The 24,749-nt window shown below is 65.0% G+C and carries 28 protein-coding genes and 1 pseudogene; 13 read left to right on the top strand and 16 right to left on the bottom strand.

Translation table 11 applies throughout. The features are described from left to right. The first annotated feature begins 78 nt into the window (after positions 1-78). Both rpmB and K2Y56_RS02925 read left to right on the top strand, forming a co-directional pair. Positions 79-384 carry a 50S ribosomal protein L28 gene (gene rpmB, locus K2Y56_RS02930; protein ID WP_292504820.1) on the top strand — a complete coding sequence of 102 codons (306 nt, stop codon included), beginning with the start codon at positions 79-81 and terminating at the stop codon, positions 382-384. Between the two features lie 126 nt (positions 385-510). Further along, positions 511-1,440: an AEC family transporter gene (locus K2Y56_RS02925; RefSeq protein WP_292504817.1), complete on the top strand. Its 930-nt coding sequence runs from the start codon at positions 511-513 to the stop codon at positions 1,438-1,440. A 142-nt stretch (positions 1,441-1,582) separates the two neighbouring features. Here K2Y56_RS02925 and K2Y56_RS02920 read toward each other — a convergent pair whose 3' ends face one another. After that, on the bottom strand, positions 1,583-1,963 hold the full coding sequence (locus K2Y56_RS02920) for a hypothetical protein (RefSeq protein ID WP_292504815.1): 381 nt from the start codon (positions 1,961-1,963) through the stop codon (positions 1,583-1,585). Between the two features lie 316 nt (positions 1,964-2,279). Then, positions 2,280-2,633, bottom strand: coding sequence for a hypothetical protein (locus tag K2Y56_RS02915; protein WP_292504812.1), 354 nt, complete (start codon positions 2,631-2,633; stop codon positions 2,280-2,282). A gap of 838 nt (positions 2,634-3,471) precedes the next feature. On the opposite strand from K2Y56_RS02915, the gene K2Y56_RS02910 reads away from it, so the two are divergent. Further along, positions 3,472-4,440 carry an IS1595 family transposase gene (locus K2Y56_RS02910; RefSeq protein WP_292504810.1) on the top strand — a complete coding sequence of 323 codons (969 nt, stop codon included), beginning with the start codon at positions 3,472-3,474 and terminating at the stop codon, positions 4,438-4,440. A gap of 68 nt (positions 4,441-4,508) precedes the next feature. Here K2Y56_RS02910 and K2Y56_RS26430 read toward each other — a convergent pair whose 3' ends face one another. Next, positions 4,509-5,024, bottom strand: coding sequence for a GNAT family N-acetyltransferase (locus K2Y56_RS26430; RefSeq protein WP_366848141.1), 516 nt, complete (start codon positions 5,022-5,024; stop codon positions 4,509-4,511). Between the two features lie 5 nt (positions 5,025-5,029). Further along, positions 5,030-5,236 (bottom strand): hypothetical protein, encoded by a 207-nt coding sequence (locus K2Y56_RS02905; protein WP_292504807.1) that lies wholly within the window; start codon positions 5,234-5,236, stop codon positions 5,030-5,032. Positions 5,237-5,720: 484 nt separating this feature from the next. On the opposite strand from K2Y56_RS02905, the gene K2Y56_RS02900 reads away from it, so the two are divergent. After that, positions 5,721-6,392 (top strand): hypothetical protein, encoded by a 672-nt coding sequence (locus tag K2Y56_RS02900; protein WP_292504805.1) that lies wholly within the window; start codon positions 5,721-5,723, stop codon positions 6,390-6,392. A gap of 227 nt (positions 6,393-6,619) precedes the next feature. Here K2Y56_RS02900 and cobT read toward each other — a convergent pair whose 3' ends face one another. The 4 genes from cobT to K2Y56_RS02880 all read right to left on the bottom strand — a co-directional run bounded on the left by cobT (position 6,620) and on the right by K2Y56_RS02880 (position 10,909). Beyond that, positions 6,620-8,521 carry a cobaltochelatase subunit CobT gene (gene cobT / locus K2Y56_RS02895; protein ID WP_292504801.1) on the bottom strand — a complete coding sequence of 634 codons (1,902 nt, stop codon included), beginning with the start codon at positions 8,519-8,521 and terminating at the stop codon, positions 6,620-6,622. 5 nt (positions 8,522-8,526) lie between these two features. Beyond that, positions 8,527-9,021, bottom strand: a complete 495-nt coding sequence (locus K2Y56_RS02890; RefSeq protein ID WP_292504799.1) for a DUF29 domain-containing protein — start codon at positions 9,019-9,021, stop codon at positions 8,527-8,529. An 18-nt stretch (positions 9,022-9,039) separates the two neighbouring features. Further along, positions 9,040-10,023 (bottom strand): cobaltochelatase subunit CobS, encoded by a 984-nt coding sequence (gene cobS, locus K2Y56_RS02885; protein WP_292504797.1) that lies wholly within the window; start codon positions 10,021-10,023, stop codon positions 9,040-9,042. A 259-nt stretch (positions 10,024-10,282) separates the two neighbouring features. Continuing rightward, positions 10,283-10,909: a DnaJ domain-containing protein gene (locus K2Y56_RS02880; RefSeq protein WP_292504794.1), complete on the bottom strand. Its 627-nt coding sequence runs from the start codon at positions 10,907-10,909 to the stop codon at positions 10,283-10,285. 116 nt (positions 10,910-11,025) lie between these two features. Between K2Y56_RS02880 and K2Y56_RS02875 the strand changes: the two genes are divergently transcribed. After that, on the top strand, positions 11,026-11,310 hold the full coding sequence (locus K2Y56_RS02875; protein ID WP_292504793.1) for a BolA family protein: 285 nt from the start codon (positions 11,026-11,028) through the stop codon (positions 11,308-11,310). Positions 11,311-11,334: 24 nt separating this feature from the next. After that, a complete protein-coding gene (gene arfB, locus K2Y56_RS02870) occupies positions 11,335-11,757 on the top strand; it encodes an alternative ribosome rescue aminoacyl-tRNA hydrolase ArfB (protein WP_292504792.1) in 423 nt (140 codons plus the stop codon). Positions 11,758-11,793: 36 nt separating this feature from the next. Here the strand turns inward: arfB and K2Y56_RS02865 are convergent, their stop codons facing one another. Together K2Y56_RS02865 and K2Y56_RS02860 are read right to left on the bottom strand one after the other, a co-directional pair. Then, positions 11,794-12,555 (bottom strand): YoaK family protein, encoded by a 762-nt coding sequence (locus K2Y56_RS02865; protein ID WP_292504788.1) that lies wholly within the window; start codon positions 12,553-12,555, stop codon positions 11,794-11,796. Positions 12,556-12,720: 165 nt separating this feature from the next. Next, entirely contained in the window at positions 12,721-13,656 is a 936-nt protein-coding gene (locus K2Y56_RS02860) for a methyltransferase domain-containing protein (RefSeq protein ID WP_292504786.1), read from the bottom strand. A 53-nt stretch (positions 13,657-13,709) separates the two neighbouring features. On the opposite strand from K2Y56_RS02860, the gene K2Y56_RS02855 reads away from it, so the two are divergent. Genes K2Y56_RS02855 through K2Y56_RS02845 form a run of 3 tightly spaced genes read left to right on the top strand, consistent with a single transcriptional unit; the run spans position 13,710 to position 17,046 of the window. Further along, positions 13,710-14,744, top strand: coding sequence for a ligase-associated DNA damage response exonuclease (locus K2Y56_RS02855; protein WP_292504783.1), 1,035 nt, complete (start codon positions 13,710-13,712; stop codon positions 14,742-14,744). Further along, positions 14,741-16,582 (top strand): cisplatin damage response ATP-dependent DNA ligase, encoded by a 1,842-nt coding sequence (locus tag K2Y56_RS02850; RefSeq protein ID WP_292504781.1) that lies wholly within the window; start codon positions 14,741-14,743, stop codon positions 16,580-16,582. The genes K2Y56_RS02855 and K2Y56_RS02850 overlap by 4 nt, the downstream gene beginning before the upstream one ends. After that, positions 16,579-17,046: a secondary thiamine-phosphate synthase enzyme YjbQ gene (locus tag K2Y56_RS02845; RefSeq protein ID WP_292504778.1), complete on the top strand. Its 468-nt coding sequence runs from the start codon at positions 16,579-16,581 to the stop codon at positions 17,044-17,046. Before K2Y56_RS02850 ends, K2Y56_RS02845 begins: the two co-directional genes overlap by 4 nt. Before the next feature lie 230 nt (positions 17,047-17,276). Here K2Y56_RS02845 and K2Y56_RS02840 read toward each other — a convergent pair whose 3' ends face one another. From K2Y56_RS02840 to K2Y56_RS02830, 3 genes and pseudogenes are all read right to left on the bottom strand, one after another. Beyond that, positions 17,277-18,170 (bottom strand): dihydrodipicolinate synthase family protein, encoded by an 894-nt coding sequence (locus tag K2Y56_RS02840; protein ID WP_292504775.1) that lies wholly within the window; start codon positions 18,168-18,170, stop codon positions 17,277-17,279. A gap of 43 nt (positions 18,171-18,213) precedes the next feature. Continuing rightward, positions 18,214-18,659 (bottom strand): annotated as a pseudogene (locus K2Y56_RS02835) (DMT family transporter). Continuing rightward, positions 18,652-19,512, bottom strand: coding sequence for a DMT family transporter (locus tag K2Y56_RS02830; RefSeq protein WP_292504773.1), 861 nt, complete (start codon positions 19,510-19,512; stop codon positions 18,652-18,654). Before K2Y56_RS02830 ends, K2Y56_RS02835 begins: the two are co-directional and overlap by 8 nt. Positions 19,513-19,630: 118 nt before the next feature. On the opposite strand from K2Y56_RS02830, the gene K2Y56_RS02825 reads away from it, so the two are divergent. Genes K2Y56_RS02825 through K2Y56_RS02815 form a run of 3 tightly spaced genes read left to right on the top strand, consistent with a single transcriptional unit; the run spans position 19,631 to position 21,203 of the window. Next, positions 19,631-20,548 (top strand): LysR family transcriptional regulator, encoded by a 918-nt coding sequence (locus K2Y56_RS02825; RefSeq protein ID WP_292504771.1) that lies wholly within the window; start codon positions 19,631-19,633, stop codon positions 20,546-20,548. Positions 20,549-20,602: 54 nt separating this feature from the next. Then, the gene (locus K2Y56_RS02820; protein WP_366848136.1) at positions 20,603-20,902 is read left to right on the top strand and encodes a type II toxin-antitoxin system RelE/ParE family toxin; all 300 of its coding nucleotides are present in this window, start codon (positions 20,603-20,605) and stop codon (positions 20,900-20,902) included. A gap of 4 nt (positions 20,903-20,906) precedes the next feature. Further along, on the top strand, positions 20,907-21,203 hold the full coding sequence (locus tag K2Y56_RS02815; protein ID WP_292504769.1) for an addiction module antidote protein: 297 nt from the start codon (positions 20,907-20,909) through the stop codon (positions 21,201-21,203). A 6-nt stretch (positions 21,204-21,209) separates the two neighbouring features. Here K2Y56_RS02815 and queC read toward each other — a convergent pair whose 3' ends face one another. From queC to queE, 3 genes are read right to left on the bottom strand one after another with little or no spacing between them, the layout of a single operon-like run. Next, the gene (gene queC, locus K2Y56_RS02810; protein WP_292504954.1) at positions 21,210-21,914 is read right to left on the bottom strand and encodes a 7-cyano-7-deazaguanine synthase QueC; all 705 of its coding nucleotides are present in this window, start codon (positions 21,912-21,914) and stop codon (positions 21,210-21,212) included. Positions 21,915-21,919: 5 nt separating this feature from the next. Beyond that, a complete protein-coding gene (queD, locus tag K2Y56_RS02805; RefSeq protein WP_292504766.1) occupies positions 21,920-22,276 on the bottom strand; it encodes a 6-carboxytetrahydropterin synthase QueD in 357 nt (118 codons plus the stop codon). A gap of 52 nt (positions 22,277-22,328) precedes the next feature. Continuing rightward, positions 22,329-22,961: a 7-carboxy-7-deazaguanine synthase gene (gene queE / locus K2Y56_RS02800; RefSeq protein ID WP_292504765.1), complete on the bottom strand. Its 633-nt coding sequence runs from the start codon at positions 22,959-22,961 to the stop codon at positions 22,329-22,331. A 319-nt stretch (positions 22,962-23,280) separates the two neighbouring features. On the opposite strand from queE, the gene K2Y56_RS02795 reads away from it, so the two are divergent. Next, on the top strand, positions 23,281-24,749 hold a 1,469-nt coding region (locus K2Y56_RS02795), incomplete at its 3' end, for a serine hydrolase (protein ID WP_292504762.1).

Here is a 24,749-nt window from a genome sequence, read left to right as displayed (position 1 = left end):
GTGAGGCTTTTGTCGCAGTGGCGGTGGAAGCGTCCCGCCAGGTCGGTCGAACCGCGAAACGAAACGGGATCCTAGACCATGTCGCGCCGTTGCGAACTCACGGGCAAAGCCGTGCAGACCGGCCACCTCGTGAGCCACTCGAACCGCAAGACCAAGTGCCGGTTCCTGCCGAACCTGTGCCAGGTCACGCTGCAGTCGGACGCTCTGAAGCGTCGTGTGCGCCTGCGCGTCACCGCCCATGCCCTGCGCTCGGTGGAGCATCGCGGCGGCCTCGACGCCTTCCTGATCAAGGCCCGTGAGATCGAACTGTCGCAGGGCGCCCGCCTTCTCAAGCGCGAGCTGCACAAGAAGCTTGCCGAGGTCGAGACTCCGGCCGCCGCCTGAGTGGGCGCGCGAGGCATTAGCCTCTCGAGCCTCTCGCTTTCGATCTTCATTCTCGTTTCGATCGGCCGTCGCATGCCTGAAGCGTGCGGCGGCCTTTCCTGTTCGTGACACGGTCCGCCACGGCCGATGAACGCCCTCCTTCTCATCGCTCCGATTTTCGGCCTCATCCTGATCGGATGGGGCGCGGCCCTGGCCGGCCTCCTGTCGGAGAAGGTCAGCGAGGGCTTGTCCGAATACGTTTTCGCGATCGCGGTTCCGGCCCTCATCATCGCCACCCTGACACGGCCCGGCCTCACCGGTGCGATCACCTGGTCGTTCTGGTTCAGCTATTTCGGCGGCGTCGCGGTGGCCTGGGCGGCGGCGTCCTTCATCGGCGCACGGCGCGATGGCGTCGGTCGCCGCGGCGCCGTCCTTCACGGCTTTGCGGCGAGCCAGTCCAACACCGTCTTCATCGGCGTTCCGATGATCCTGCAGGCCTATGGCGAGGCCGGCGCCTTCCCGCTCTTCATGCTGCTCGCCGTCCACCTGCCGCTGATGATGGGCGCCGCGACCTTCCTGATCGAATCGGACGGAGACCAATCGGTAGTGAGGCGGCTGCGCAGCCTCGGGCTCGTGCTTGCCCGCAACCCGATCTTCCTCGCCCTGGCAGCCGGCCTCGCGATGAAGGGCCTCGGGCTCTCGCCGGGCGGCATGGTCAAGACCCTGATCGACGCCATCGCCGGCACCGCCTCGACCTGCGCCCTCATTGCCCTCGGCGCCGGCCTCGTCCGCTACCGGGTGGTGCACGACCTGCCGGGCGCTCTGGTCATCTCAGGCCTGAAGCTTCTGATCCACCCGCTGGCAGTCTGGGTGCTGGCGTTCCACGTCTTCACGATGCCGCCCGCCTATGCCGGCGTGGCGGTGCTGTTCGCCGCGATGCCGATCGGGATCAACTCATACCTGCTCGCGGTCCGCTACCGGGCCGAGACCGGCATCATCGCCGCCGCCGTGATGATCTCGACCCTACTCGCCGCCGTGACGACGCTCGGTTGGCTCGCGGTCCTCGGGAAGGGCTGAGCAGGATCAGCGCAATTCACTGAGCGCTGTAGACCGGAGATCCGAATTCGGCGGAGGCATCCAGAGACGCCCTCGATCGGAAGGGAGGCAGGCTCCTGAAATGATTCGATCGGGCTCCCCTTCACCGTCTCGGGGCCGCATTTCATACTGATCCGACAGCCCGATCATTAGCTTCGAAGGGGAACGGCGTCGGCTCCCACAGATGCTCCATCCCGAGCTTGCGGGCCGTCACCCGTTCCATATCCCGAAGGACATCGCCGACACCCGACTTGTCGTCCGCCGCGACGAGCGGCGCCCGCCGATCGATCGCCGTCTGGACATCGGCGTAATACTGTTTGTACGAGGGGCTGTCCCGAGGCGAAATATAGACCGACATGTCGAAACCCTTGCCGTAAATTTTCATCGCGGCGTCGACGTCTCCGGCCTCCCTGAGAAAGTTCCTGTAGCCAAGTCTTCCGAAATAGCCTGCGGAAAATCCAATCAGACTTCTCGTATGTTCCAAGAAGGTTTCAAGATCTTCCATTTTTCTCAGGAAATGAATTGTGAAGTTCTCAACGGAATACGACAATTCTCCAGCAACGCGACGGTCATCATGGTCCTAAATAATGTCGCGATTCTGTCTTGGGAACATATCTGTATCTCGACCGCTTGCCGCTCCGGTATACGTGAACATATGGGATACGAGGCAAAAGGGCCTGAACAGTTCGGCATTCCGGCGGCGGTAGATCCAGATGCTCCTTAAAACGTGGCGAAGAGGCTTCATAACGATACAGTAGTCAAAACGAACAAGATCGTCACGGCGATCGGCTGGAGCAGCTTCTTGATCTGGCGCTTCGTCGTCATGGCTGCTCGTAGGGCCTCATCTCGATGACGACGATACACTTCGTTCCAGGAAACGTTTTATAAACAGCAAACGCCAATTCAGAGGATCGTGCGGCGGTCAGCGGCGAATTTCCAGTTTTTACTTCGTGTATGCATGCCGTAAAAACTGGTGCTCGCTCCAAGACGTCAAGTCGAAATCTGTCGAGAGTTCCGTAGACTGCCTCACTCCCTGACTTCAGCAGAGAATACTCCGGAACCAACCTATCGTCATTCAGCCTTTCGATCAGGTGTTCCAGTTCCTTGTGGACCCGCGTCCCATACTCGCTCGGATTCCAGTAATTGCCCAGCATCTTGATCGTGTCCGCGGCCAAGTCGGTACGGTCCTGGACGACGGGGCGCAGGGGGCACGCTTCGTTGACCACGTCGCGTGTCAACGTCCAGACCCAGAAGCCCGGCGTCGCGCGGGTCTCCGCCGGAACAGTCGCATCATAGTCCCGCGCGTTGAAGCCGAAGACGGCCTTACGTTCGGCGGTGTTGCGGCTCGATAGGTAGTCGTAAAGCTTCGCCGCCTGATCGAAGGGCGAGTGTGGGCAGGCGTGATGCCCGGCAGCAGAAGCGGGGGCTTCAGCGAGAAGGCCGGCTGCGCCACCGCCTCCTCCTCAAGGCCATCGCCTGTCCATCGCGTCCTCGCTATGACTTCGCCCGACTTCCCGTCGCGGACGGTTTGGACCGCTCCTGTCGTTTCGAAGATCGTGCTCGTGCCGTCGGGAGCGACGACGATGTGGCGTTCATCCCAGCCCTTCGACCGATCGCCACGATTGTAGGTGAAGCGGATCGCCGTACCGTCCGACCCGATCGCACCCTCCTCGATCGACCAATCATTCGAACTGGACCCGACCCTGATCCACCGTCCGCCATCTGACTGTCCAGCCGGAGCGCGAGGTTGGTCGGCGCTGTACTTGCGATCCAGGCTCCGCTGAACGCGAATCAGCTTCGTCTCGAAGGCCAGGGCGGCGAGCCGGTAACGGAGGGCATCAATCTCGCCCTGATGCTTCGAAGGGAGCCGCATGGATCGTCCTCGTTCATGATTTGTTCCAATGTGGCGAGGATTAGGAGTAATGTCGCCTCATAGGCTTTAACTCGCAATTATATACGTGACAAAGCAGAAACGAGGGTGTAAGTCCTATCTATCGAACGGACACGCTTGTTATGAACCTCTCGGACCCTCGCTTCATCGACGTTGACGCCGCCCGCGCTTGGCTTGAAGCGCAGCGCTGGATGAACGGTCGGGTCTGCCCTCACTGCGGCAACGCCGACGAAGCCAAGATCAAGGCGCTCGCTGGCAAGGCCCATCGCCCCGGCGTCTATCAGTGCAACGAGTGCCGTGAGCAGTTCACCGTCACGGTCGGCACCGTCATGGAGCGTTCCAAGATCCCGCTCAACAAGTGGGTGATGGCAATGCATCTCATGTCCTCGTCCAAGAAGGGCATGTCGGCTCACCAGCTCCACCGCATGCTCGGTGTCACCTACAAGACGGCGTGGTTCCTCTCCCATCGCATCCGTGAGGCCATGCGTCCCGGTCCCGACGCCGGCCCGATCGGCGGCGAAGGCAAGATCGTGGAGGCCGACGAGACCTATTTCGGCAAGACGGAGGAGAGCCGTCCTTCCCCGAAGCGCAAGGGCCTCCCCTACACCAAGGGCGGTCGCTCTGGCCCGTCCAACAAGCTCGCGATCGTGTCCCTGGTTGAGCGTGGCGGCACAGTCCGCTCGTTTCATCCTGGCGTGGCCGACAAGGTCGCCGTGACCGCGATCGTGAAGGAGAACATCGCCAAGGAGTCGAAGTTCTTCACCGACGAGAGCCGCCTTTACACGGGCCTCTCAGCGCACTTCGTGGAGCACTCCACCGTCAAGCATTCGGTCGGCGAGTACGTCCGTGGCGAGGTCCACAGCAACACGATCGAGGGCTATTTCAGCATCTTCAAGCGCGGCATGAAGGGTATCTATCAGCACTGCGCTGAGAAGCACCTTCACCGCTACCTCGCTGAGTTCGACTTCCGCTACAACCACCGCACCAAGCTCGGCTACAGCGACTATGAGCGTTCCTGCCAGTTGGCGCAGGGCCTTGCCGGCAAGCGCCTCACCTATCGGCGGACTGACGAAGCCAGTCGATATCTATAGGGCTGAGAGACATTTAAGGCGCTTGCGCAATGCGGAAGCGCGCAAATATTAAATTTATTCTCGGCCGGTTATTCACCTTCCACTAAGGCGCGTATGGTTCTAATTGGCATTAGCATCTTTGGCGATGCTTTACTATCAGAGTATGGCTCAAACCCTAGGCTGCTGTAGAACGCAGTAGACTCTTCGTCGTATGACTGAAGAGTTAGGGCGTACATCCCAGCAATTTCCGAGATTTGATATACCTTATCAAAGACGTCCGACAACAGCGCGGTTCCGACGCCTTTGCGTTGGCATTCCCGGTGCACACCTAGAAACGCTAAATGAACGGCCGGAAATGCGGTATAATTTTTCGTGTAATCTGCTGGCTTGCTTGGAAGAGCCGCCATGCTCTCGTTTCCAATTTGCAGCGCGTAATAACCTACAACCCGACCTGTCGCAGGGAAGATGGCTTCAAAAACGCGATATTCGACGCGATCAAAGCACTTCTTTGAATTATTCTTGTACCAGTTATCTATGGGACGCCGTCCGCACTCAAAAAAATTGCGCGGGCGGTCTCGTTGATAGCTCTCAATAATTACTTGCAAGGGTTCTAGCGCGCGGCCACGCTGATGTTGTTGCTATCACGCATTTCACGACCGCGGCGGTAAACTTCCTTGAGCTTGGCGTTTGGCGCCCCGTTCTCATTATAAAGACGGCGCACAAACTCCGCAGCCTCGCGCTGATTTTTGAACGCGAGCTTCTCGCTCTTGTCGCTGCTAAGGCCTAGCCAGAGCCGAAATGTTTGAAAGAGGTTCATGTCGTCACTGCTAGCCCGGCCCGAGTTGCGACACACTGTGTTAGGTGCGGGTTAACGGCTTATGATCAGGGTCGTTCCGCATCCTCATAGGGCCAAACTAGCCCGCCGTCCATTGCATCAGACTGCGCCAATAAGATGCTTGGTATGCATATACATAAAAATCGAGAGAAGCCTCGACCGCCTTTAGCCCTTATTTGGAAGCGGCTTCCGCTTCTCAGGCGGTGTCGACAGCAGCCGCTTGGCGATCTGGCTCATCCGCGCTTCGTCGGGTTCAGGGGCCGCCGACGCTTGCCCCTTCGCGTGGCGAGCCTCTAGCTTGGCTTCGTCTTCCTGTTTGGGCCGTTCACTCATGTCTCGCCAACCTCTTCCGTATGCCGCGAAGCATGCACCTTGGACGATCGGCCAACAAGTTTTCGTGCTTCGCCCCAATCACGCAGCGGTCATAGGCCAGTGCCTCGGGACGTGGCCCGAAGTCGAAATGCAAATGGCGCGGATGCTTGCGCTCCTTCTTCGCGCCGACACAGACGCTGCCGTAGCGGTATACCTGACGCTTCGTCGCTCTACCGCACGCAAGGAAGCGATCTATGCTGCTGCCATACATTTAGAAGCCGAGGCAACAGCCATTCTAAAGGCTTTAATGGTCGTTGTTGATGCCGCAGAAGGCGAGAGAAATAGCTTAGCGCATGGGCAGTACTTCTGTACTGATGTCTTGCCGGAAAGTATTCTATGGATAAATATGACTGATGGAGTTACAATACAAACAAGATTGTTGAGGGAATTGAAAAGCCTGGATTTTACGACTACCCCAGAGCAAAGAAAAGACTTTATGGCTAAGGTTTATCACTACACGATCAAGTCACTCTATTCTATTAGAGATCAGATATTTGAGGCGGAGCACGCAATATATTTGTTTAATCAGTATCTGATGTGCATACAGGGGTTTAAGCTTTCTGAGACGCGCGAACAAATATACGATCGCATACGTCGTCTAGCTCCCATGGCGAGAGCCATTCGCCACCTTCTCGAACTCGCCGATCGAAAAGCTCAGAAATCTCCTGTCTGGCAATATCAACAAAGCTACGAATTTGGCTCTCAGAGCGGACGGCTTCGCCTTGAGGCCAATGAATGGGTGGAAATCCGTAAGCCCAGTCTATAGGCGGAAATTCCTGCAATTTTTCTTCGTCCGCCATAGCGAACTCACCCGCTGCATCAATGCCTTAACCGATCAGCTTGTAGCCGAATGGATTCCCAAAGTCTGCTTTGTCAGGTATATAATTAGGCTTTAACTCCTATAAGGTTGATAAGCCCGCGCCCGCGTCGCGGATGCCGTGCCGTGGAACTGGGTCGCGTCGGGCAGGAGGCCGCAGACGCAGTGGCGCTTTCCTACCGCTGTCCGCCCGCCCGCCGCGGCGCCCTGATCACGCCGCCGTCATCCTCCTCGAACAGCTCCGCCAGCTTCTCGGTCATCGCGCCGCCGAGATCCTCGGCGTCGATGATCGTGACGGCGCGCTTGTAGTAACGCGTCACGTCGTGGCCGATGCCGATGGCCAGAAGCTCGACCGGCGAGCGGGTCTCGATGTCCTCGATCATCCAGCGCAGGTGACGTTCGAGGTAGTTGCCGGGGTTCACCGACAGGGTCGAATCGTCCACCGGCGCGCCGTCGGAGATCACCATCAGGATCTTTCGCTGTTCGGGCCGCACAAGCAGGCGCTTATGCGCCCAGTCGAGGGCCTCGCCGTCGATGTTCTCCTTGAGGAGCCCCTCGCGCATCATCAGGCCGAGGTTCTTCCGGGCACGGCGCCAGGGCGCGTCGGCGGATTTGTAGACGATGTGGCGAAGGTCGTTGAGGCGTCCTGGGGCGTTGGGCTTGCCCGCCGCGAGCCAGGCCTCGCGCGATTGCCCGCCCTTCCAGGCCCGCGTCGTGAATCCGAGGATCTCGACCTTGACGCCGCAGCGTTCCAGCGTCCGTGCCAGGATATCGGCACAGGTCGCCGCCACGGTAATTGGGCGTCCCCGCATCGAGCCGGAATTGTCCAGCAGCAGCGTGACGACGGTATCGCGAAAGTTCGTGTCCTTCTCCTGCTTGAAGGAGAGTGGCTGGAACGGATCGGTGATCACGCGCACCAGACGAGCCGGGTCGAGCTGGCCCTCCTCTAGATCGAAGTCCCAGGCCCGGTTCTGTTGAGCCAGCAAGCGGCGCTGGAGCCGATTGGCGAGACGGCCGACTACGCCCTGGAGATGGGCGAGCTGCTTGTCGAGGTAGCTGCGCAGGCGCGCAAGTTCCTCGCCGTCGCAGAGATCCTCGGCATGGATGATCTCGTCGAATCGCTGGTTGAAGATCTTGTAATCGGGCCCGCGCGCTTCGTTGGCCTTTGACGTCGGAGGCCGCCAGGCTTCCGAGGCTTCCTCGGATTCCGCATCCTCGGCCTCGTCGGGGAGCTCGCCGGAGGGTGCGTCCGCGGATTCTGTGGCGCCCTCCTGCAGATCGTCGGAGGCTTCCTCCGAGCTTTCCATCTCGGCACGGTCGCCCTGGCTCTGCTCCTCGGCATCGCCGTCGCTCGGATTCTGCTCGTCGTCCTGCGCCTCGCTGTCGTCGTCGCTGTCGTCGTCCTCGGGTTCGAGGGGCGTCTCGTCGGCGAGGTCGAGGGAGGAGAGGAGGTCACGTACGGAGCGTGCGAACGTCCGTTGGTTCTCGATCGAGTTCATCAGGCCGTCGAGGTTCGTCCCCGCCTTGTCCTCGATATGCGAACGCCACAGCTCCACGATCTTTCGAGCGGCCTCGGGTGGGGCCTGCCCGGTCAGGCGCTCGCGCACCATCAGGGCGACGGCGTCCTCCATCGGCGCGTCGGCCCGGTCGGTGATGTCCTCGTACTTGCCGCCGCGATGGTAGCGGTCCTCCAGCATGGCCGAGATGTTGCTGGCGACACCCGCCATCCGGCGCGAGCCGATGGCCTCGACGCGGGCCTGCTCGACGGCATCGTAAACCGCGCGGGCTGCCGCGTTCTCGGGCGCCAGGCGGCGGTGCACCGCGACGTCGTGGCAGCCGAGGCGAAGCGCCATGGAATCGGCGTTGCCGCGCAGGATCGCGACGTCACCGGGCGAAAGCTTACGCGGAGGCTCGGGCAGGCGCGCCTTGTCGCCGGTCAGCGCCGGCCGGTCGCTGGCATAGGTGACCTCGACCTCGGCCCGCTTGGCGATAGCGCGCAGGCACCCCGCGACGGAGCGCTTCAACGGCTCGGACACGGCCTCGCGGCGGTCGCCGGGTTTGCGGTTGGAGATGGACATGCGAGCTAGCGATCTGCCTCGAACAGGAAGGGACGGGTCAGGAGGTCGTCCCACGCATAGGGACAGTCCGCAGGCGAGGATCGCGGAGACCTTTTCATCTGCCTCGCCGCGCCCAGGCGAGTCAGGCGGAAAGCATCCTGCTGCACCTCTTGAAGGCTGGCCTTCAAGCCAGGGCTCTTCCTCAGGTGAATGAGCGCGCGCTCGCGATGCTCGGCAATACTGAGCGCCCAGCTCCTGCTGCGACGCTCGGGCTGGTGATCCCACTCAAGCATGTGAAGCAGGATGATCTCGATCGCGCTCCGGAGCCGGCAATATTCGTCGAGGCCCACCTCGCTCAGCTCCTCGGCGATATCGTCGAGGTCGAGCGCTTCGACCCCGCAGGCGCGGAGGTGGACGACCTGCTCCTGGACCCAGGTATAGAGGTCGTCCTCATAGCGAGTCCGCACGGACGGCGTCGTTCCCTCACCGGGTCGCCTGTCCTTCGGAACGGGCTCACCCATCGCATCCTCCCAGGATCGTCAGCTCAGCGCCACGTTCGCCGCGCTTTCGGGCAATTCCTTGCCGAAGGCGCGCTGGTAGAATTCGGCCACCAGGGTCCGCTCGAGCTCATCGCACTTGTTGAGGAAGGTCACGCGGAAGGCGAAGCCGACATCGGCGAAGATTTCGGCATTCTCCGCCCAGGTGATCACCGTGCGCGGGCTCATGACGGTGGAGAGATCACCGTTCATGAAGGCATTGCGGGTCAAATCCGCGACACGCACCATCCGGTTGACGACATCACGGCCGCCTTCGCGCTGGTAATGCGTCGCCTTGGAGAGGACGATGTCGACCTCGCGGTCATGGGCGAGGTAATTCAGCGTGGTGACGATCGACCAGCGGTCCATCTGGCCCTGATTGATCTGCTGGGTGCCGTGATAGAGCCCCGAGGTGTCGCCAAGACCAACCGTGTTGGCCGTGGCGAACAGGCGGAAGGCCGGGTGAGGGCGGATCACCCGCTTCTGGTCGAGAAGCGTCAGGCGGCCCGAGACTTCCAGGACGCGCTGGATAACGAACATCACGTCGGGGCGCCCGGCATCGTATTCGTCGAAGACGAGGGCGACGTTGTTCTGCAGCGCCCAGGGCAGGATGCCGTCCCGGAAGGCGGTGATCTGCTTGCCTTCCTCCACCACGATCGCGTCCTTGCCGACGAGGTCGATGCGCGAGACGTGGCTGTCGAGGTTGATCCGCACGCAAGGCCAATTCAGCCGCGCCGCGACCTGCTCGATATGGGTCGACTTGCCGGTGCCGTGATAGCCGGTGACCATGACGCGGCGGTTTCGCGCGAAGCCGGCAAGGATCGCCAGCGTCGTTTCTCTGTCGAAGAGATAATCCGCATCGAGGTCGGGGACGTGCTCGTCGGTCTTGGAGAAAGCCGGGACCTTGAGGTCGATGTCGATGCCGAACACGTCACGGACCGAAACGGTCCGGTCGGGAAGCGAAGCAGGCGTGTCGTCAGAGAGCATAAGGACCTCGTCGGGGCGAGGCGTGCCTCAGGGCACGAACCTCGCGGGATCTATCGTTCATGGAACGCCGCGATGCCGCTTCGGCTCCGCAGCTAAGCGCCATGCTTAGTCGTCATCACCGGCAAACGGCAACGTCGGGACTTCGCGAAACGCCATCCGCATATAGGGCTTCATCCGCGATTTGCCGAACCGGACCCGTGAAATGCCGTCATGCGCGGCCTGCATCGTTCGTGCCGACCTGAGCGAAAGAGCAGGACCGTCAACAAAGTCCGGCAGCCCGCAGGGTATCGTGCGCCTTGATGATGTCGCGCAGTCGCTCCTCGAAGGATCGATCTCCGCCATTGGCATCGGGATGGAAGCGCTTCACCAGCACCTTGTACTGTGCCTTGATCGCCGCCGTGTCGGCGGTCTCGTCGAGGCCGAGGACGTCGAGCGCTCGCAGGATCTTGGCCGAATGGCGCGGCCGAACCGGCTCCGGCGCCGCACGACGTTTGGTACCCCCGACCCCCTCGGCGCGGAGAATGCCGAGCGGATCGACATAGGCCCAGTCGCGTGCCGGTTCGCCGCCATCGGCCTTGCTCGCACGAGTCGCCGGATTGACGCCCATCGCCCAGGTCGGACGATGACCGATCACCGCATCCTTCTGATAGGCCTGAACGGCGGCGTCGTTCATTCCGTCGAAGTAATTGTAGGTCGCGTTGTAGGCGCGGACGTGATCGATGCAGAAGCGCCAATACTGACCTTCCGCCTTGCGCCCCTTCGGCGCGCGGTAGAGCCCGGCCAGCTTGCAGCCGGGCGTCTCGCATCCCGCCGCGTCGGCCGCCTTGGGCTCGTCGCAGGTCGGCTTGATACGGATGCTGTCGAACAGGCGCGAGTTGAGATCCATGACCAGGCGATTATGAGGGGGCGGCAGGCCAACACAAGTGCGCCGGGCCTGATGACGCATGCGGACATCGGGGGTTGACGCGGATGAGCCGAGGATCGGCCCCGGAGGAAGAGACGATGAGCGAGACGGGAACGCTGAAGGACTGGATCGCCAAGGCGCTGACGGAGGCCCTGGCACCCACCAGCCTCGAGGTGGTCGACGAGTCCCACCTCCATGCCGGCCATTCCGGTTGGCGCGAGGCGGGCGAAACGCATTTCAGGCTAGATGTGGTCTCTTCAGCCTTCGAAGGGAAGAGCCGGGTCGAGCGCCATCGCCTCGTCAACGGCGTGCTGGAGCCGGCGTTCCAGCGCGGCCTTCACGCCCTGGCCGTGAAGGCCCGCACTCCGGCGGATGCAGGCTGAGATCGAAAGTGGGCGGGAGCGGCCATGGTCCTGCAATGCACGCCGCTCATCGCCATCGACGAGGCGGAACTCGAAGAGAGCTTCGTGCGCGCCTCGGGTCCCGGCGGCCAGAACGTCAATAAGCTCTCCACCGCCGTGCAGCTTCGTTTCGATGTCCGTCGTTCGGCATCCCTGCCGGATCCCGTCGCGGTTCGGCTGATGCGGCTCGCCGGCCGCAGGCTGACTCAGGATGGCGTCATCGTCATCAATGCACAGCGTTTTCGAACCCAAGATCGAAACCGCGCCGACGCCCGCGAGCGGCTGGCCGAACTCGTCGCCGAGGCAGCGGTGCCACCGACCCCGCGCCGCGCCACCCGCCCGACCCTTGCCTCGAAGAAGCGCCGCCTCGACGACAAGTCGCGCCGGAGCGAGACCAAGCGGATGCGTGGGCCTTCGGGATCGGACTAGGCTCGAAGCGGCGGCGCTTGGGTGAGCCTCGCCATCTCAGCCACGGCTCACCGCCGGTTCACCGACCGGAGGCGCGCTTGCGGGCGCGTCGGGAGCCGGAGCCGACGGGCCGGTGACGTAGGCGCTGCCCGGCTTGGCCAAGGTCAGGACGACGGCGACCACCGCGAGGATGCCGGCGAGGGCCGCCGGAACCAGAAAGGCGTCCTCGCCGAAGCGGTTCTGCAGGATGCCGCCGACGACGGCGCCGGTGCTCAGGGCCCCCCAGAGCGGAGCCTGGATCCAGAAAGACGGCGCCGGCTTGTGCAGGATGAGGTTCGCCAACCCGGTCCCGAACCGCACCACCGCCCCGGTGACGTAGGTGAGGGCGAGGCTTCTGCCGGCCTCGTCCTGGAGCGTCGCGTTCTGGAGGCCGAGGGCAAGGACGATCGGGTAGGCGTGGAGCGGCCAGGCGAAGGTGCCGTAGGGCATGACGACGCCCGCCGCCAGGAGCAGGGCCTGCAGCAGGAGCAGCACCGAGAGCCGCCATGCCCCGACCCAGGCGGCGATCAGCGTGCCCGCGAAGGCGCCGAAGCAGAAGATCAGGATCACGGAGGCGACTCGAGCCGTGCTCTCCCAATCGCCGAGGCTGGCGGAGACGCCGAAGCGCGTGGTGTTGCCGCTCATGAACGACATGAAGAGCTGGGAATATTCGAGGAAACCGATGGAATCCGCGCAGCCGGCGAGGCCGGACAGCGCCAGGGCGAGCGGGACTCGCGTCGTCGCGCTCGCCGGAAACGACTTGTCCTGCTGGTCCGCCATCGTCTTCTCCTGAGGCCGCGCCTCAGTGCGACGGCGTTCTGCAAGCGGACGGCAACAGAAACTGAGCCATAGGGTTGCATCGCCGAGGGCGATCCCTTCCGGCGACGCGATCACTTCGCGATGAGACCGTCGCGAAGAGGCTCACGCGACACGGCGAAGGCCTGCTCAGGATCGCTCCAGAACCACAACCCGTCCCGGTACGGCGGCACCGCGCTCGCGTCGGACGGCGGCTTCCTCGAATAGCCGAACCGCGAGGCCGCACGCCGTCGCCGCCTGCCGCAGAAACGCGTCGCCATGGGCGTACCGTCCGTCCTCCCCGAGTACGACGTCATCGCCCTCATGGGACTGCACCGTGAAGGCGCAGAAGCCTTCCGGCTTGAGGGTCGTGGCGATGGCCGCGAAGATGGGGACGAGGTCCCCGAGGTAGATGAACACGTCAGCCGCCACGACGAGATCGGCGATGCCCTCGGGCTCGGCAATCAGGAAGGTCCGAAGATCGCCGGCGACGAGGCGCCGATAATGGCCGGACTTCTCGGCCCGCACCAGCATGGCGGGCGAGAGGTCGACGCCGACGAGGTTCTGCGACCGTCCGGTCAGAGCCTCGCCCATAAGGCCGGTGCCGCAGCCGAGGTCGAACACCGTTGCAAATCGAGCCGCGGCGCCGGCAACGCGGTCGAGAGCGTCGATTACGATCGCCGGCCCGCGATAAGCGAGATCCCCGACGAGGTGGCGTTCGAAGCGCGGCGCGTAGCCGTCGAACAGCGCCCTGACATAGGCTGGGCTCATCGCCTCCAGCATCACTCCTTCGCCTAGCCGCGTGAGGTGGAGGCGGGCGCCGAGGCCATCCTCCGGATCGAGTTCTAGGGCAGTGGCATAGGCGCGGATGGCGGCGTCGTGGTCGGCCGGCAGGCCTCCCTTTCGATGGCGTGCCTCGCGCGCTCGGCCGAGGAGAAACCAGGCCGGAGCGTAACGCGGGGCGAGATCGAGGGCTTGCTCGGCCATTTCGGCGGCGGCGAGTGCATTCCCTTCGGCAAGGCAGGACTGCGCATACTCATAGCGACGGTCGGCGAGGATGTCTCCGGAACTCTGCTGAAGGGCCATGAGCGGGTTCGAGAGGGGTCCTGACCGGGGATCTGAGCCCTATATCCGCTCCCATGCCCCTCAGCGCCAGCGATCTTCTCACCCTCACCCGCGAAGGGCTCTATTGCCCGCTCGGACGTTTCCATATCGACCCGACCTGGCCGGTGAAGCGGGCGCTGATCACACACGGCCATGCCGACCATGCCCGCTCCGGCCATGGCCACGTGCTCGCGACGCCCGAGACCCTGCGGATCATGGCCGTGCGCTACGGCGAGGATTTCTGCGGCACCCGTCAGGAAGCGAGACTCGGCGAATCGATCCGCATCGGCGACGTCACGGTGCGCTTCGCCCCGGCCGGCCACGTGCTCGGCTCGGCACAGATCGCCGTAGAGAAGGACGGCCTGCGCGTCGTGGTCTCCGGCGACTACAAGCGCGCACCGGACCCGACCTGCCTGCCCTTCGAGGTCGTGCCCTGCGACGTCTTCATCACTGAGGCGACCTTCGGGCTGCCGGTGTTCCGGATGCCGGATACGTCGGACGAGGTGAAGAAGCTGCTCGCTTCCGTCGCGCTGTTTCCCGAACGCGCCCACATCGTCGGAGCCTATGCGCTCGGCAAGGCGCAACGGGTGATGGCCCTGCTGCGACAGGCCGGTTACGACCAGCCGATCTATCTTCACGGCGCGATGGAGAAGCTCACCGAGCTCTACAAGCGCGAGGGCATTCCGCTCGGCGAGACGCCGAAAGTCGCGGCCGCCGACCGGGCAAAGCTCCACGGCGCCATCGTGCTGTGCCCGCCCTCGGCGATCCAGGATTTGTGGTCCCGCAAGTTCCCCGACCCTGTCACCTCCTTCGCGTCGGGCTGGATGCGGGTACGCGCCCGCGCCCGCCAGAAGGGCGTCGAGCTGCCGCTGGTCATCTCCGACCACTCCGATTGGCCGGACCTCTGCCGCACCATCCGCGAGACGGGTGCCGGGGAGGTCTGGGTCACGCACGGGCAGGAGGACGCGCTGGTGCATTGGTGCGGGACGCAAGGGATCAGGGCGCGGCCGCTGCACATGCTCGGCTACGGCGACGACGGCGAAGCGGAGACACCGGAGGCGGCGGCGTGAACGAGTTCGCCCATCTCCTCGACCGCCTCGCCTACGAGCCTCGCCGCAACGCCAAGCTGCGGCTGCTGCAGGATTATTTCACGCATGCGCCAGACCCGGAGCGGGGCTATGCGCTCGCCGCCATGACCGGCGGCCTGACCTTCAAGGAAGCCAAGCCCGCGATGATCCGCGGCCTCGTCGAGGCGCGGGTCGATCCCGTGCTGTTCGGGCTGTCGCACAATTATGTGGGGGATCTGGCGGAGACGACGGCGTTGATCTGGCCGCAGGAAAGCCCTCCCCCTTCTGCGGGGGAGGGTGCCTCGCAGAGCGAGGCGGGAGAGGGAACCGAGGCATATCTGAAGAGGGCAATGCTCCCTTCTCCCGACCCACTTCGTGGGCCACCCTCCCCCGCAGAGGGGGGAGGGGAATGCGCACCGCTCCTCGGCCACAACAACCCGCCCCCGCACATCCCAACCCTTGCGGAGGTCGTCGACACCCTGGCGACCACGAAAAAATCCAACCTTCCGGGCCATATCGCCGCCTGGCTCGATGCCCTCGACGAGACCGAGCGCTGGGCGCTTCTCAAGCTCATCACCGGGGCCCTGCGGGTCGGCGTCTCAGCGCGGCTCGCCAAGACCGCCGTCGGCGCGCTCGGCGGCCACGACGCCGATGCCGTCGAGGAGGTCTGGCACGGCCTTGCGCCGCCCTACGAGAGCCTGTTCGCCTGGGTCGAGGGCCGGGCCGAACGGCCGGAGACGCTCAATCCGGCGCCGTTCCGGCCGCCGATGCTGTCGCACCCGATCGACGAGGAAGCCGACCTCGACAAGTTCGATCCGCGAGATTTCTCGGGCGAGTGGAAATGGGACGGAATCCGCGTCCAGCTCGCCGGTGGTCGCGACCGGGACGGAGTCCAGGTGGCGAAGATCTACTCGCGCACCGGCGAGGATATCAGCCACGCATTCCCGGACCTGGCCGAGGCGATCACCTTCGAGGGGACGCTCGACGGCGAGCTCCTGATCCTGCGGGAGGAAAGGGTGCAGAGCTTCAACGTCCTGCAGCAGCGGCTCAACCGCAAGGCGGTGACGGGCAAGCTCCTGGAGGAGTTCCCGGCCCATGTCCGCGCCTACGATCTCCTGACCGCCGAGGGCGAGGATCTGCGCCCGCTGCCCTTCATCGAGCGCCGGACGCGCCTCGAAGGCTTCGTCGGCGCCCTCGACCATGCCCGCATCGACCTGTCGCCGCTCGTCCCCTTCGCGACCTGGGAGGAGCTTGCCGCCGCCCGGGCCGACCCGGCCTCGGTCGGGGCGGGGGAGGATGCCGACGCGATCGAGGGCGTCATGCTCAAATCTTGCTCCAGTCCCTACCTTCCCGGCCGGCCGAAGGGCCCGTGGTGGAAGTGGAAGCGCGAGCCGCACATCGTCGACGCCGTGATGATGTACGCCCAGCGGGGTCACGGAAAGCGCTCGTCGTTCTACTCGGACTACACCTTCGGCTGCTGGCGCGAGGCGCCCGAGGGCGGCGAGGAACTCGTGCCCGTCGGCAAGGCCTATCACGGGTTCACGGATGCCGAGCTCGCCAAGCTCGATCGCTACGTCCGCAACAACACGACGAAGCGCTTCGGTCCCGTCCGCGAGGTGGCCTACGGCGCCGATAGCGGTCTGGTGCTCGAGATCGCCTTCGAGGGCGTGCAGCGCTCGACGCGGCACAAATCCGGCGTGGCCATGCGTTTCCCCCGCGTCAGCCGCATCCGGTGGGACAAGCCCGCGCGGGAAGCCGATCGCGTCGAGGCCCTGGAGCGCATCCTGGCACGGGGAGAGCGCGAGGTCGCGCCGGGCGAGAGCATGGAGGCGAGCGAATGAAGGCGGGCCGGATCGGACTGATCGAGGGCTTTCAGGACGGCGAGATGCGGCGCCAGGCGAGCGCCCGGTTCACGGTCTCGACACCGGGCCAGGGCTTCACCGACATCACCGAGAGCGTGGTCGAGTTCGTCGCCTCCGCCGGCATCGCACAGGGCCTGGTCACGGTGTTCTGCCGGCACACCTCAGCGTCCCTGACAATCCAGGAGAACGCCGACCCGGACGTGCGCACCGACCTCATGACGGCCCTCGACACCCTCGCTCCGCGCCATGCGGGCTACGTCCATGGGATCGAGGGGCCGGACGACATGCCCGCCCATATCCGCACCATGGTGACGGATTCGGGCCTGACCATTCCGATCGTCGGCGGCAGACCGGCTTTGGGCACCTGGCAGGGGATCTACGTCATCGAGCACCGCGACCGACCGCATCGGCGAGAGATCGTGCTGCAGGCGATTGGGGGGTGAGGCGAGCCTTGTTCGAGCGCTCCCCGCTCCTCCCTCCCACCACCTCATCCTGAGGCGCGAAGCGGAGCGAAGCCTCGAAGGAGGCCTCCAGTGGGCTCCGCAATCACTGGAGGCCTCCTTCGAGGCCCGCTGACGCGGGCACCTTAGGATGAGGTCGCGGGAGGGAGGAGATGCGCACATCCAAGATGCTCTCGCGTTTACAGGCGCGAGCCTGCGAACGAATCATTCGATCATCGGCTTAGATCGAGCGAGAGGAGCACCTCCGTCACCCGCTGCCGGGCCGCGCCTTCCAGCGGCAGGATCGGCCGCGGCGGCTTCGCACGGCAGATCCCGAGGATGTCGAGGCTCGCATAGACCACGCGCAGGCTGGAGAACTCCCTGAACAGGCCCCAGAGCGGTTCGAGCCGCGCATTCAGCCGACGCGCCTCGGCTGCATCCCCGCCCTCGACGGCGCGGACGATCGCCAAGGCGATCTGCGGGAACGCGCCTGCGATGACGCTGTACCAGGCGTCGCCGCCCGCGAGCAGTGCCTCCACCGCATTCCAGTCGCCGCTATAGCCGAGCGAGAACCCGTCCGGCACGGCGCCACGAAGCTCGGCCAGATGCGCCGCCACGGCAGGTGCCTCCGGGGCAGGGCTCTTCACGGCGACGATGCCGGGAAGCCCGCTCAAGCGCCCGACGAGGGCGGAGGTGAAGCGGAAATGCGTGGTGCCAGGATTGTCGTAGAGGCAGAGGGACAGCCCGCTCTCCCGCAGCACTGTCGAGACATGCTCGAAGACCTCGTCCTCGGTCAGCGGCGTATAGGAGACGGCGGCGAGAAGGCCGGCTGCGGCACCCGCCGCTCTCGCGTCTTGGGCGAGCCGCACGGCCTCATCGGTCCGCAACGCGCCGACCCCCACGAGAATCGGCACCCGGCCTGAGACTTCCTCCAGCGCGGCGTCGACGGCCCGGCGCCGCTCGGCGCGAGAGAGATAGGGGTATGTGCCGGTGCTGCCGAGGAGGCCGATCGAATCGACGCCCGCTGCCGCGAGTGGCGCCACGAGCCTGCCCAAGGTGGCGGTATCGACCTGGCCGGCCGCATCGGACGGCGTGATCGGAAAGGCCGATAGCCCTTTGAGCAGCATCGCGAATCATCCTCGTCGCCGAAGGAGCGGCTTACGATAGCGGTCACCGCCGGATTAGCACCACGCCGCCGACGAGGAGCGCCACGCCGATCAGGCGCGGCAGGTCGAGGGGGCGCTGGGTCAGGCCCATCCATCCGAAATGGTCGAAGGTCACCGAGGCGAGCATCTGGCCGGCGACCAGGAGCGCGATGAAGGTCGCCGCGCCGAGCTGCGGCACGAGGACGATCGAGAGGCCGACGAAGATCGCGCCGAACAGGCCGCCGCTCCAGGCCCACCAGGGGATGCGGGCCGCCGCGCTCGCGGAGGGGAGGGGATCGCGCAGGGCGAGGGCGAGCAGCGCCATGCAGGCGAGCCCGACCACGTGCTCGCGACACCGTACAATGCGGCCGAGCTCAGGGCGCTGCGGAGGTTCGTGTTCAGCGCGTGCTGGACCACGATGCTCGCGCCGGCCACCATCGCCAGCACGGCGGCGACCAGGAGTTCAGGCATAGCGCTTGGCTCCCGCGACACACAGAACGACGAGGCTGCAGGCCGCCAGCATGGTCGGGGCGACCGGCTCGTGCAGCAGGAGGCCTGCGAGCGCCAGGCCGAAGAAGGGCTGCAGCAGTTGCAGCTGCCCGACGCCGGCGATTCCGCCGAGCGCCAGCCCGCGATACCAGAACATGAAGCCCACGAGCATGCTGAAGACCGAGACATAGGCGAGGCCGAGCCAAGCTGGCAGGCCGATGCCGCTCCAGACGTCCGGAAGCGTCGCCAGCGCGACGACCGCCATTACGGGCAGAGACAAGACGAGTGCCCAGGAGATCACCTGCCAGCCGCCGAGCCGGCGCGAGAGCGCGGCGCCTTCGGCATAGCCGAGACCGCAGAGCAGGATGGCCACCGCCATCAGGAGATCGCCGGTGAGTGAGGCGCCGTCGCCGTTGGCGAGCGCGAACCCTGCGACCGTCAGGCTGCCGATGCCCGAGAACAGCCAGAAGGCGGGTTTCGGCCGCTCGCCGCCGCGCATGACGCCGAAGATCACGGTGGCGAGGGGAAGCAAGCCGATGAAGACGATGGAGTGGGCCGCGGTGATGTGGCGGAGCGCCATCGCGGTGAGGAGCGGGAAGCCGATGACGACGCCGAGGGACACGATCGCCAGCGAGAGAAGATCGCTTCTCGCAGGGCGCCGTTGCCGCAGAACCAGAAGCAGCCCGGCCCCGAGCAGGGCTGCGATGACCGCGCGCGCCGAGGTCAGGAAGAACGGCGTGAAGCCGCCGACGGCGACGCGCGTCGCAGGCAATGATGCGCTGAAGATAATGACGCCGAGGAGCCCGCTTCCCCAGCCCTGAGCATTCCGCTGCATCTCACGGCCTCCCCCGACCGACACCGCCGCACCGCCAACAGCCGGTCTCGAACCTTGACAATCACGACCGCCCCATGCCGTCAAATACCGCCTCGCTCGCTATCCATGCGGATCAGGCATGATGAACCCGGCCCATCTCGACCTGTTTCGCGCCGTCATGCGCCATGGCGGGATGACAAGGGCCGCCGCATCCCTCGGCATCGGTCAGCCGCATGTCAGCCGCGCGATCGCACAGCTCGAGGCGGAACTGGGTTTCCTCCTGTTCGTGCGCGGCCATGGGAGCGCGGTTCCGACGCGGGAGGGGGAGGCGTTCGCGCGCGAGGTCGAACGGACCTATGCCGGCCTCGATCACCTGCATGCCGCCGCCCGCCAGATCCGCGAACTCGGCACAGGGCCGCTGCGCGTCGCCTGCCAACCGGCCCTGGTCTCCCGCCTGGTTCCCTCCGCCATCCGGCGCCTGACCATCGAACACCCGGGAGTCCGCGTCGCGGTCCACGTGCCGAGCCCGGACACGATCTGGGCCTGGGCCGCCTCGGGACAATGCGATATCGGCCTCGTGCGGCCGCGCTCGGGCCATGCCGGCGTCGCCAGCGAACCCTTTCTCACCGTCGAGGCGGTCTGCGCTCTGCCGAAACGCCACGCGCTTGCCGCCAAGCGCGTGATCAGCGTCGAGGATCTCGCGGGCGAGATCATGATCGCGGGTGGCCCGGGCGTTTTCCAGCAGGCGATCGAGGACACCCTCGCGCAAGCAGGGATCGCGCCGCTTTTCCCCTTCATGGCGCAGTACACCGCGGCGCGCTGCGGACTCGTGGCCGAGGGCCTGGGGCTCGCCATCGTCGATCCCGTCGCGAGCCGGGACCTTGCCGGTCTGCCGATCGTGCTCAGGCCGTTCCGGCCCCGCATCCCGATCGAGACGGTGCTGATCCGGCCGGCCGGGCAGCCGCCGGATCATCTGACGGAGCGTCTGATCGGGTTGCTGAGGGCGGAACGGGATGGGCTCGTGGCGGAAAGAGGATTCGAACCCGTCGGTCGATAGCGGCCAAAACTATCTAAAGGCATCTGGGCGGTGCATTTCCGTACCCGGTCAGGCATGATCCGCATCATGCAATTCCGCCGCACAGCGATATTCGGTCGATGGCTAGATACGCTGCGGGATCGGCGAGCTGCCGCTCGCGTCGAGATGCGGATCGATCGCCTCCGGCTCGGCAACCCTGGCGATGTCAAAGCCGTTGGTCATGGCGTCAGCGAGATGCGAATTGATTACGGCCCTGGGTACAGAATCTACTTCATTCAGCGCGGATGCGAAGTCCTGGTTCTCTTGTGCGGCGGAGACAAGTCCAGCCAGAAGCGTGATATCGAACAGGCTCATGCCTTGGCTGAGCAGGAGTGATCCGATGCCTCTGGAAACCGTTCCCTACGATACGGCCGAGCATCTGAAGACCGATGAGGACGTGGCGCTTTATATCGAGGCTGTCCTGGAGGAGGGCGACCCGGTGCTGTTACGCGAAGCCATCGGGATCGTCGCGCGGGCGCGGGGCATGACCCAAGCTGCCCGAGAGACAGGCCTCACCAGCGAAAGGCTCTCCGCGTTGTCGGAGGAAGAGAATCCGGGTTTCGACACCATCTTCCGCGTTCTCAAGGCCTTAGGTCTGCAACTGACCGTCAAACCGAGCGTCGAGAACGCGCGCTGAGACCGATCAAGGCTTATTCACCGCGAACGCCCAATACCCCTTCGCCCGCAGATCGCAGGCCGGGCAGGTGCCGCAACCGTAGCCCCAGTCGTGGCGCTCCCCGCGCTCCCCGAGGTAGCAGGTGTGGGTGTCCTCGACGATGAGGTCGACCAGCGGCTGCCCGCCGGTCTCCTTTGCGAGGGCCCAGGTCGCGGCCTTGTCGATCCGCATCAGGGGCGTATCGAGGACGAAGCGGCGGTCCATGCCGAGGTTGAGCGCGACCTGCAGCGCCTTGATCGTGTCGTCGCGGCAATCGGGATAGCCGGAGAAATCGGTCTCGCACATGCCGCCGACGATGCGGCGAAGGTCGCGGCGATAGGCAAGGGCCGCCGCAAAGGTGAGGAAGACGATGTTGCGGCCCGGCACGAAGGTGTTGGGCAAGCCATCCGCCTCGAAGGCGATGGCGGTCTCGCGGGTCAGCGCGGTGTCGGAGATCGCCCCCAGGGCATCCAGCGAGACCATATGGTCCTCGCCGAGCCTGGCGGCCCAGGCGGGATCGAGAGTCGAAATGCCTTCGCGCAGGCGGGCGCGGCAATCGAGCTCGATGCGATGGCGCTGGCCGTAATCGAAGCCGATAGTCTCGACGCGGGAGAAGCGCGCCAGCGCCCAGGCGAGGCAGGTGGTGGAATCCTGCCCGCCGGAGAACAGGACCAGGGCGCCCTCGTCCATCATCGCGCTCAATCGCCCTCGTATTCGGCCCAGGACATCGGTGTCTCGAATACCCTCACGGAGGAGAGCGCCGGCAGTGCCCCTTTGGTGCGATGCCAGATCCAGGCCGCGATATGCTCGGCGGTGGGGTTCTCCAGGCCTTCGACCTCGTTGAGGCAGTAATGGTCGAGCTGCTTCAGGATAGGGTCGAAGGCAGTCTCGACATCGAAAAAGTCGACGACCCAGCCGGTCTGCGGATCGACCGGCGCGCTCAAGGTGAGTTCGACACGGTAGGAATGGCCGTGCATGCGCCGGCAGCGATGGGTGTCCGGCACGTTCGGCAGCCAATGCGCCGCCTCGAAGGTGAAGGCTTGGGTGATCTTCATGGGGCGTACCTAACCGTCCCGCACGCGCGATGCCACCGTCGGCACCGGAACGCTATGGAATTCCGATGATCTTGTGCGTCTGCAGCGAGAGGCGCCAGCGGGCGTCCCGGCGGCAGAACTCAACGGCGGCCTGGGTGTTCGCGAGCCGATCCGGCCCGTCCATCGGCTGGAGCCAATGGTGGCGGAACGCGAGCCCGGCCAGGGCATCCAGGTCGAAGCTGTCCTGCGGATAGACCAGCTTCAGCTCGTGGCCGGAGGTCTGGACCAGCGGATTGCCGGCCTTGGGACTGACGCAGATCCAATCGATGCCGTCTGGCGCGGCCAGCGTGCCGTTGGTCTCCACGGCGATCTCGAACCCTCGGAAATGAACCGCGTCGATCAGCGCGGGATCAAGCTGAAGCAACGGCTCGCCGCCGGTGAAGACGACGTAACGGCGATGCTCCCCACCGGCCCAGGCGACGGCGATCGCCTCGGCCAGGTCTACCGCTGACGCGAACCGCCCTCCGCCCTCGCCATCCATTCCGATGAAGTCGGTGTCGCAGAAGCGGCAGGCTGCGCCGGCGCGATCCTCCTCGCGGCCGGACCAGAGATTGCACCCGGCAAAGCGGCAGAACACGGCCGCGCGTCCAGCCTGGGCGCCCTCGCCTTGGAGAGTATGGAAAAGTTCCTTGACCGCGTAGGACATCGTGACCTTAGGCCGCCGTAACGTTCGGCACTGCTGAAGAGGCGCAAGGCCTTAGACCCGGCGCCACATCGACGCCACCTCGCGCGAGCCAGCGTCGAGCCTCTGGTTATCGGACGAAATAGTCCGCTCCGCGACACTTAAGCCCTCTGCCATGCTCTCGCCATGGAACCCGCGTTGGTGGGGCGGAGTCGTGAGTGCGGCGGTGTTGTGCCTCTCGTCATGATGTCCTTGCGGGACATTCGTGGTGCGGAGCCGCCGAATCACATTCCAAGATGTCGGCGGCCGACCGGCCGGATCCGACCTTTTCGAGACGGGCCTGATGACGAACCGATTGCTGAGCCGTTTCGTTCTCGGGCTCGCCGCCAGTGCGGCACTGGTCGCTGGCGGCGCCGCCCATGCGGTGACCGCGCCGATGCTGGTGGTCGACGTGGATTCCGGAAAAGTCCTGCACGCCCAGGCGGCGACCGATCCGTGGTTTCCGGCCTCAATCACCAAGCTGATGACCGCCTACGTTGCCCTCGACATGGTGCGGCAGGGCAAGGTCTCGCTCGATTCGCTGATCACCATCTCGGCCGAGGCCGCCTCGGAACCGCCCTCGAAGATGGGCTTCAAGCCGGGTACGCAGCTCACCCTCGACAACGCCCTGAAGATCATCATGGTCAAGTCGGCCAACGACGTTGCACATGCGATCGGCGAGAACCTCGGCGGGTCGATCGAGGGCTTTTCGGCGATGATGAACGAGGCGTCTGCGCGCATCGGCATGCGCGAGAGCCGCTGGACCAATCCTCACGGCCTGCCCGACAGCCGGCAATACACGTCCGCCCGCGACATGGCCGTGCTCGGCCGCGCGCTCACCCGCGACTTCCCCAATTCCCACCAGCTCTTCTCGATCAGCGCGATCCAGTTCGGACGCTCGGTCATGGCGAACCATAACGGATTGCTCGGGCGCTATGCCGGCGCCGACGGCATGAAGACCGGGTTCATCTGTTCGGGCGGGTTCAACGTCGTCGCAAGCGCGACCCGCAACGGCCGCCGCATCATCACCGTGGTGATGGGACAGCCGAGCGCACGCGAGCGTGACATCAAGGCGGCCGACCTGTTCGATTACGGCTTCGCGCAATCGGCCGGATGGACCGCGCCGACGCTGGAAGGCCTTCCGGGATCCGGCGTCTCGGCGCCGCCGGATATGCGGCCGTACATTTGCGACAAGCGCAGACCCATGCCGGTGGATTCCGGCCAGGGCGCGGTCGTCGCGGGCGGCAATGCAGACCAGGCGAATACACAGCTCATGGCTGCGGCCTCACCGCTACCCTCGGCACTCGCCTTTGCCACCATGAACAGTGCCGCGCTCCGCAATCGCGCCCTGCCGCCTCGTGCGCCGCTGCAGCCGATCCCGGTCTGGATCGGCCGCGACGCGGCCGAAGGCGCGCTCGCCATGCAAGCGCAAGACGATGAGGAGAAGGCCGAGAAGGCAGCTGCCCGCACGGCTAAGATGGAAGCCGCCAAGGCTGCCAGAGAGGCGAAAGCCGCCCGCAACAAGAACGCGACGGCCGCGACGAAGACACGACCGGCGACGCCTGCCTCTGCGACAGCCTACACGTCCGTCGAGACAAGTCCGGTTCTCGCCGGAGCTCCCGCGCAGAAGCTCACATCCACGAAGGCGACGCCGAAGCCCAATCCGGCTTCCGTGAAGGCGCAAACCGTCAAACCAGCGGCCAAGCCGGTCGCAGCCAAGCCGGTCGCAGCCAAGCCGGTCGCAGCCAAGCCGGTCGCAGCCAAGCCGGTCGC

The organism is Methylobacterium sp., assembly GCF_019745455.1.
Lineage (GTDB): Bacteria > Pseudomonadota > Alphaproteobacteria > Rhizobiales > Beijerinckiaceae > Methylobacterium.
The sequence above is the reverse complement of the archived record's forward strand: the minus strand, read 5'-3'. Positions and strand labels throughout refer to the sequence as shown.

Bases quoted from the DNA above. Each gene is read 5' to 3' on its own strand.
- cobS (WP_292504797.1), bottom strand. From the start codon at position 10,023: ATGCTCTCTGACGACACGCCTGCTTCGCTTCCCGACCGGACCGTTTCG.
- K2Y56_RS02890 (WP_292504799.1), bottom strand. From the start codon at position 9,021: ATGGGTGAGCCCGTTCCGAAGGACAGGCGACCCGGTGAGGGAACGACG.
- queD (WP_292504766.1), bottom strand. From the start codon at position 22,276: ATGAAGATCACCCAAGCCTTCACCTTCGAGGCGGCGCATTGGCTGCCG.
- K2Y56_RS02860 (WP_292504786.1), bottom strand. From the start codon at position 13,656: ATGGCCCTTCAGCAGAGTTCCGGAGACATCCTCGCCGACCGTCGCTAT.
- K2Y56_RS02900 (WP_292504805.1), top strand. From the start codon at position 5,721: ATGGCGCGGATGCTTGCGCTCCTTCTTCGCGCCGACACAGACGCTGCC.
- K2Y56_RS02920 (WP_292504815.1), bottom strand. From the start codon at position 1,963: ATGGAAGATCTTGAAACCTTCTTGGAACATACGAGAAGTCTGATTGGA.
- K2Y56_RS02925 (WP_292504817.1), top strand. From the start codon at position 511: ATGAACGCCCTCCTTCTCATCGCTCCGATTTTCGGCCTCATCCTGATC.
- queC (WP_292504954.1), bottom strand. From the start codon at position 21,914: ATGATGGACGAGGGCGCCCTGGTCCTGTTCTCCGGCGGGCAGGATTCC.
- K2Y56_RS02905 (WP_292504807.1), bottom strand. From the start codon at position 5,236: ATGAACCTCTTTCAAACATTTCGGCTCTGGCTAGGCCTTAGCAGCGAC.
- K2Y56_RS02880 (WP_292504794.1), bottom strand. From the start codon at position 10,909: ATGGATCTCAACTCGCGCCTGTTCGACAGCATCCGTATCAAGCCGACC.
- cobT (WP_292504801.1), bottom strand. From the start codon at position 8,521: ATGTCCATCTCCAACCGCAAACCCGGCGACCGCCGCGAGGCCGTGTCC.
- K2Y56_RS02815 (WP_292504769.1), top strand. From the start codon at position 20,907: ATGCCTCTGGAAACCGTTCCCTACGATACGGCCGAGCATCTGAAGACC.
- K2Y56_RS02855 (WP_292504783.1), top strand. From the start codon at position 13,710: ATGCCCCTCAGCGCCAGCGATCTTCTCACCCTCACCCGCGAAGGGCTC.
- K2Y56_RS02845 (WP_292504778.1), top strand. From the start codon at position 16,579: ATGAAGGCGGGCCGGATCGGACTGATCGAGGGCTTTCAGGACGGCGAG.
- arfB (WP_292504792.1), top strand. From the start codon at position 11,335: ATGGTCCTGCAATGCACGCCGCTCATCGCCATCGACGAGGCGGAACTC.
- rpmB (WP_292504820.1), top strand. From the start codon at position 79: ATGTCGCGCCGTTGCGAACTCACGGGCAAAGCCGTGCAGACCGGCCAC.
- K2Y56_RS02825 (WP_292504771.1), top strand. From the start codon at position 19,631: ATGATGAACCCGGCCCATCTCGACCTGTTTCGCGCCGTCATGCGCCAT.
- K2Y56_RS02840 (WP_292504775.1), bottom strand. From the start codon at position 18,170: ATGCTGCTCAAAGGGCTATCGGCCTTTCCGATCACGCCGTCCGATGCG.
- K2Y56_RS02830 (WP_292504773.1), bottom strand. From the start codon at position 19,512: ATGCAGCGGAATGCTCAGGGCTGGGGAAGCGGGCTCCTCGGCGTCATT.
- K2Y56_RS02910 (WP_292504810.1), top strand. From the start codon at position 3,472: ATGAACCTCTCGGACCCTCGCTTCATCGACGTTGACGCCGCCCGCGCT.
- K2Y56_RS02820 (WP_366848136.1), top strand. From the start codon at position 20,603: ATGATCCGCATCATGCAATTCCGCCGCACAGCGATATTCGGTCGATGG.
- K2Y56_RS02865 (WP_292504788.1), bottom strand. From the start codon at position 12,555: ATGGCGGACCAGCAGGACAAGTCGTTTCCGGCGAGCGCGACGACGCGA.
- queE (WP_292504765.1), bottom strand. From the start codon at position 22,961: ATGTCCTACGCGGTCAAGGAACTTTTCCATACTCTCCAAGGCGAGGGC.
- K2Y56_RS02875 (WP_292504793.1), top strand. From the start codon at position 11,026: ATGAGCGAGACGGGAACGCTGAAGGACTGGATCGCCAAGGCGCTGACG.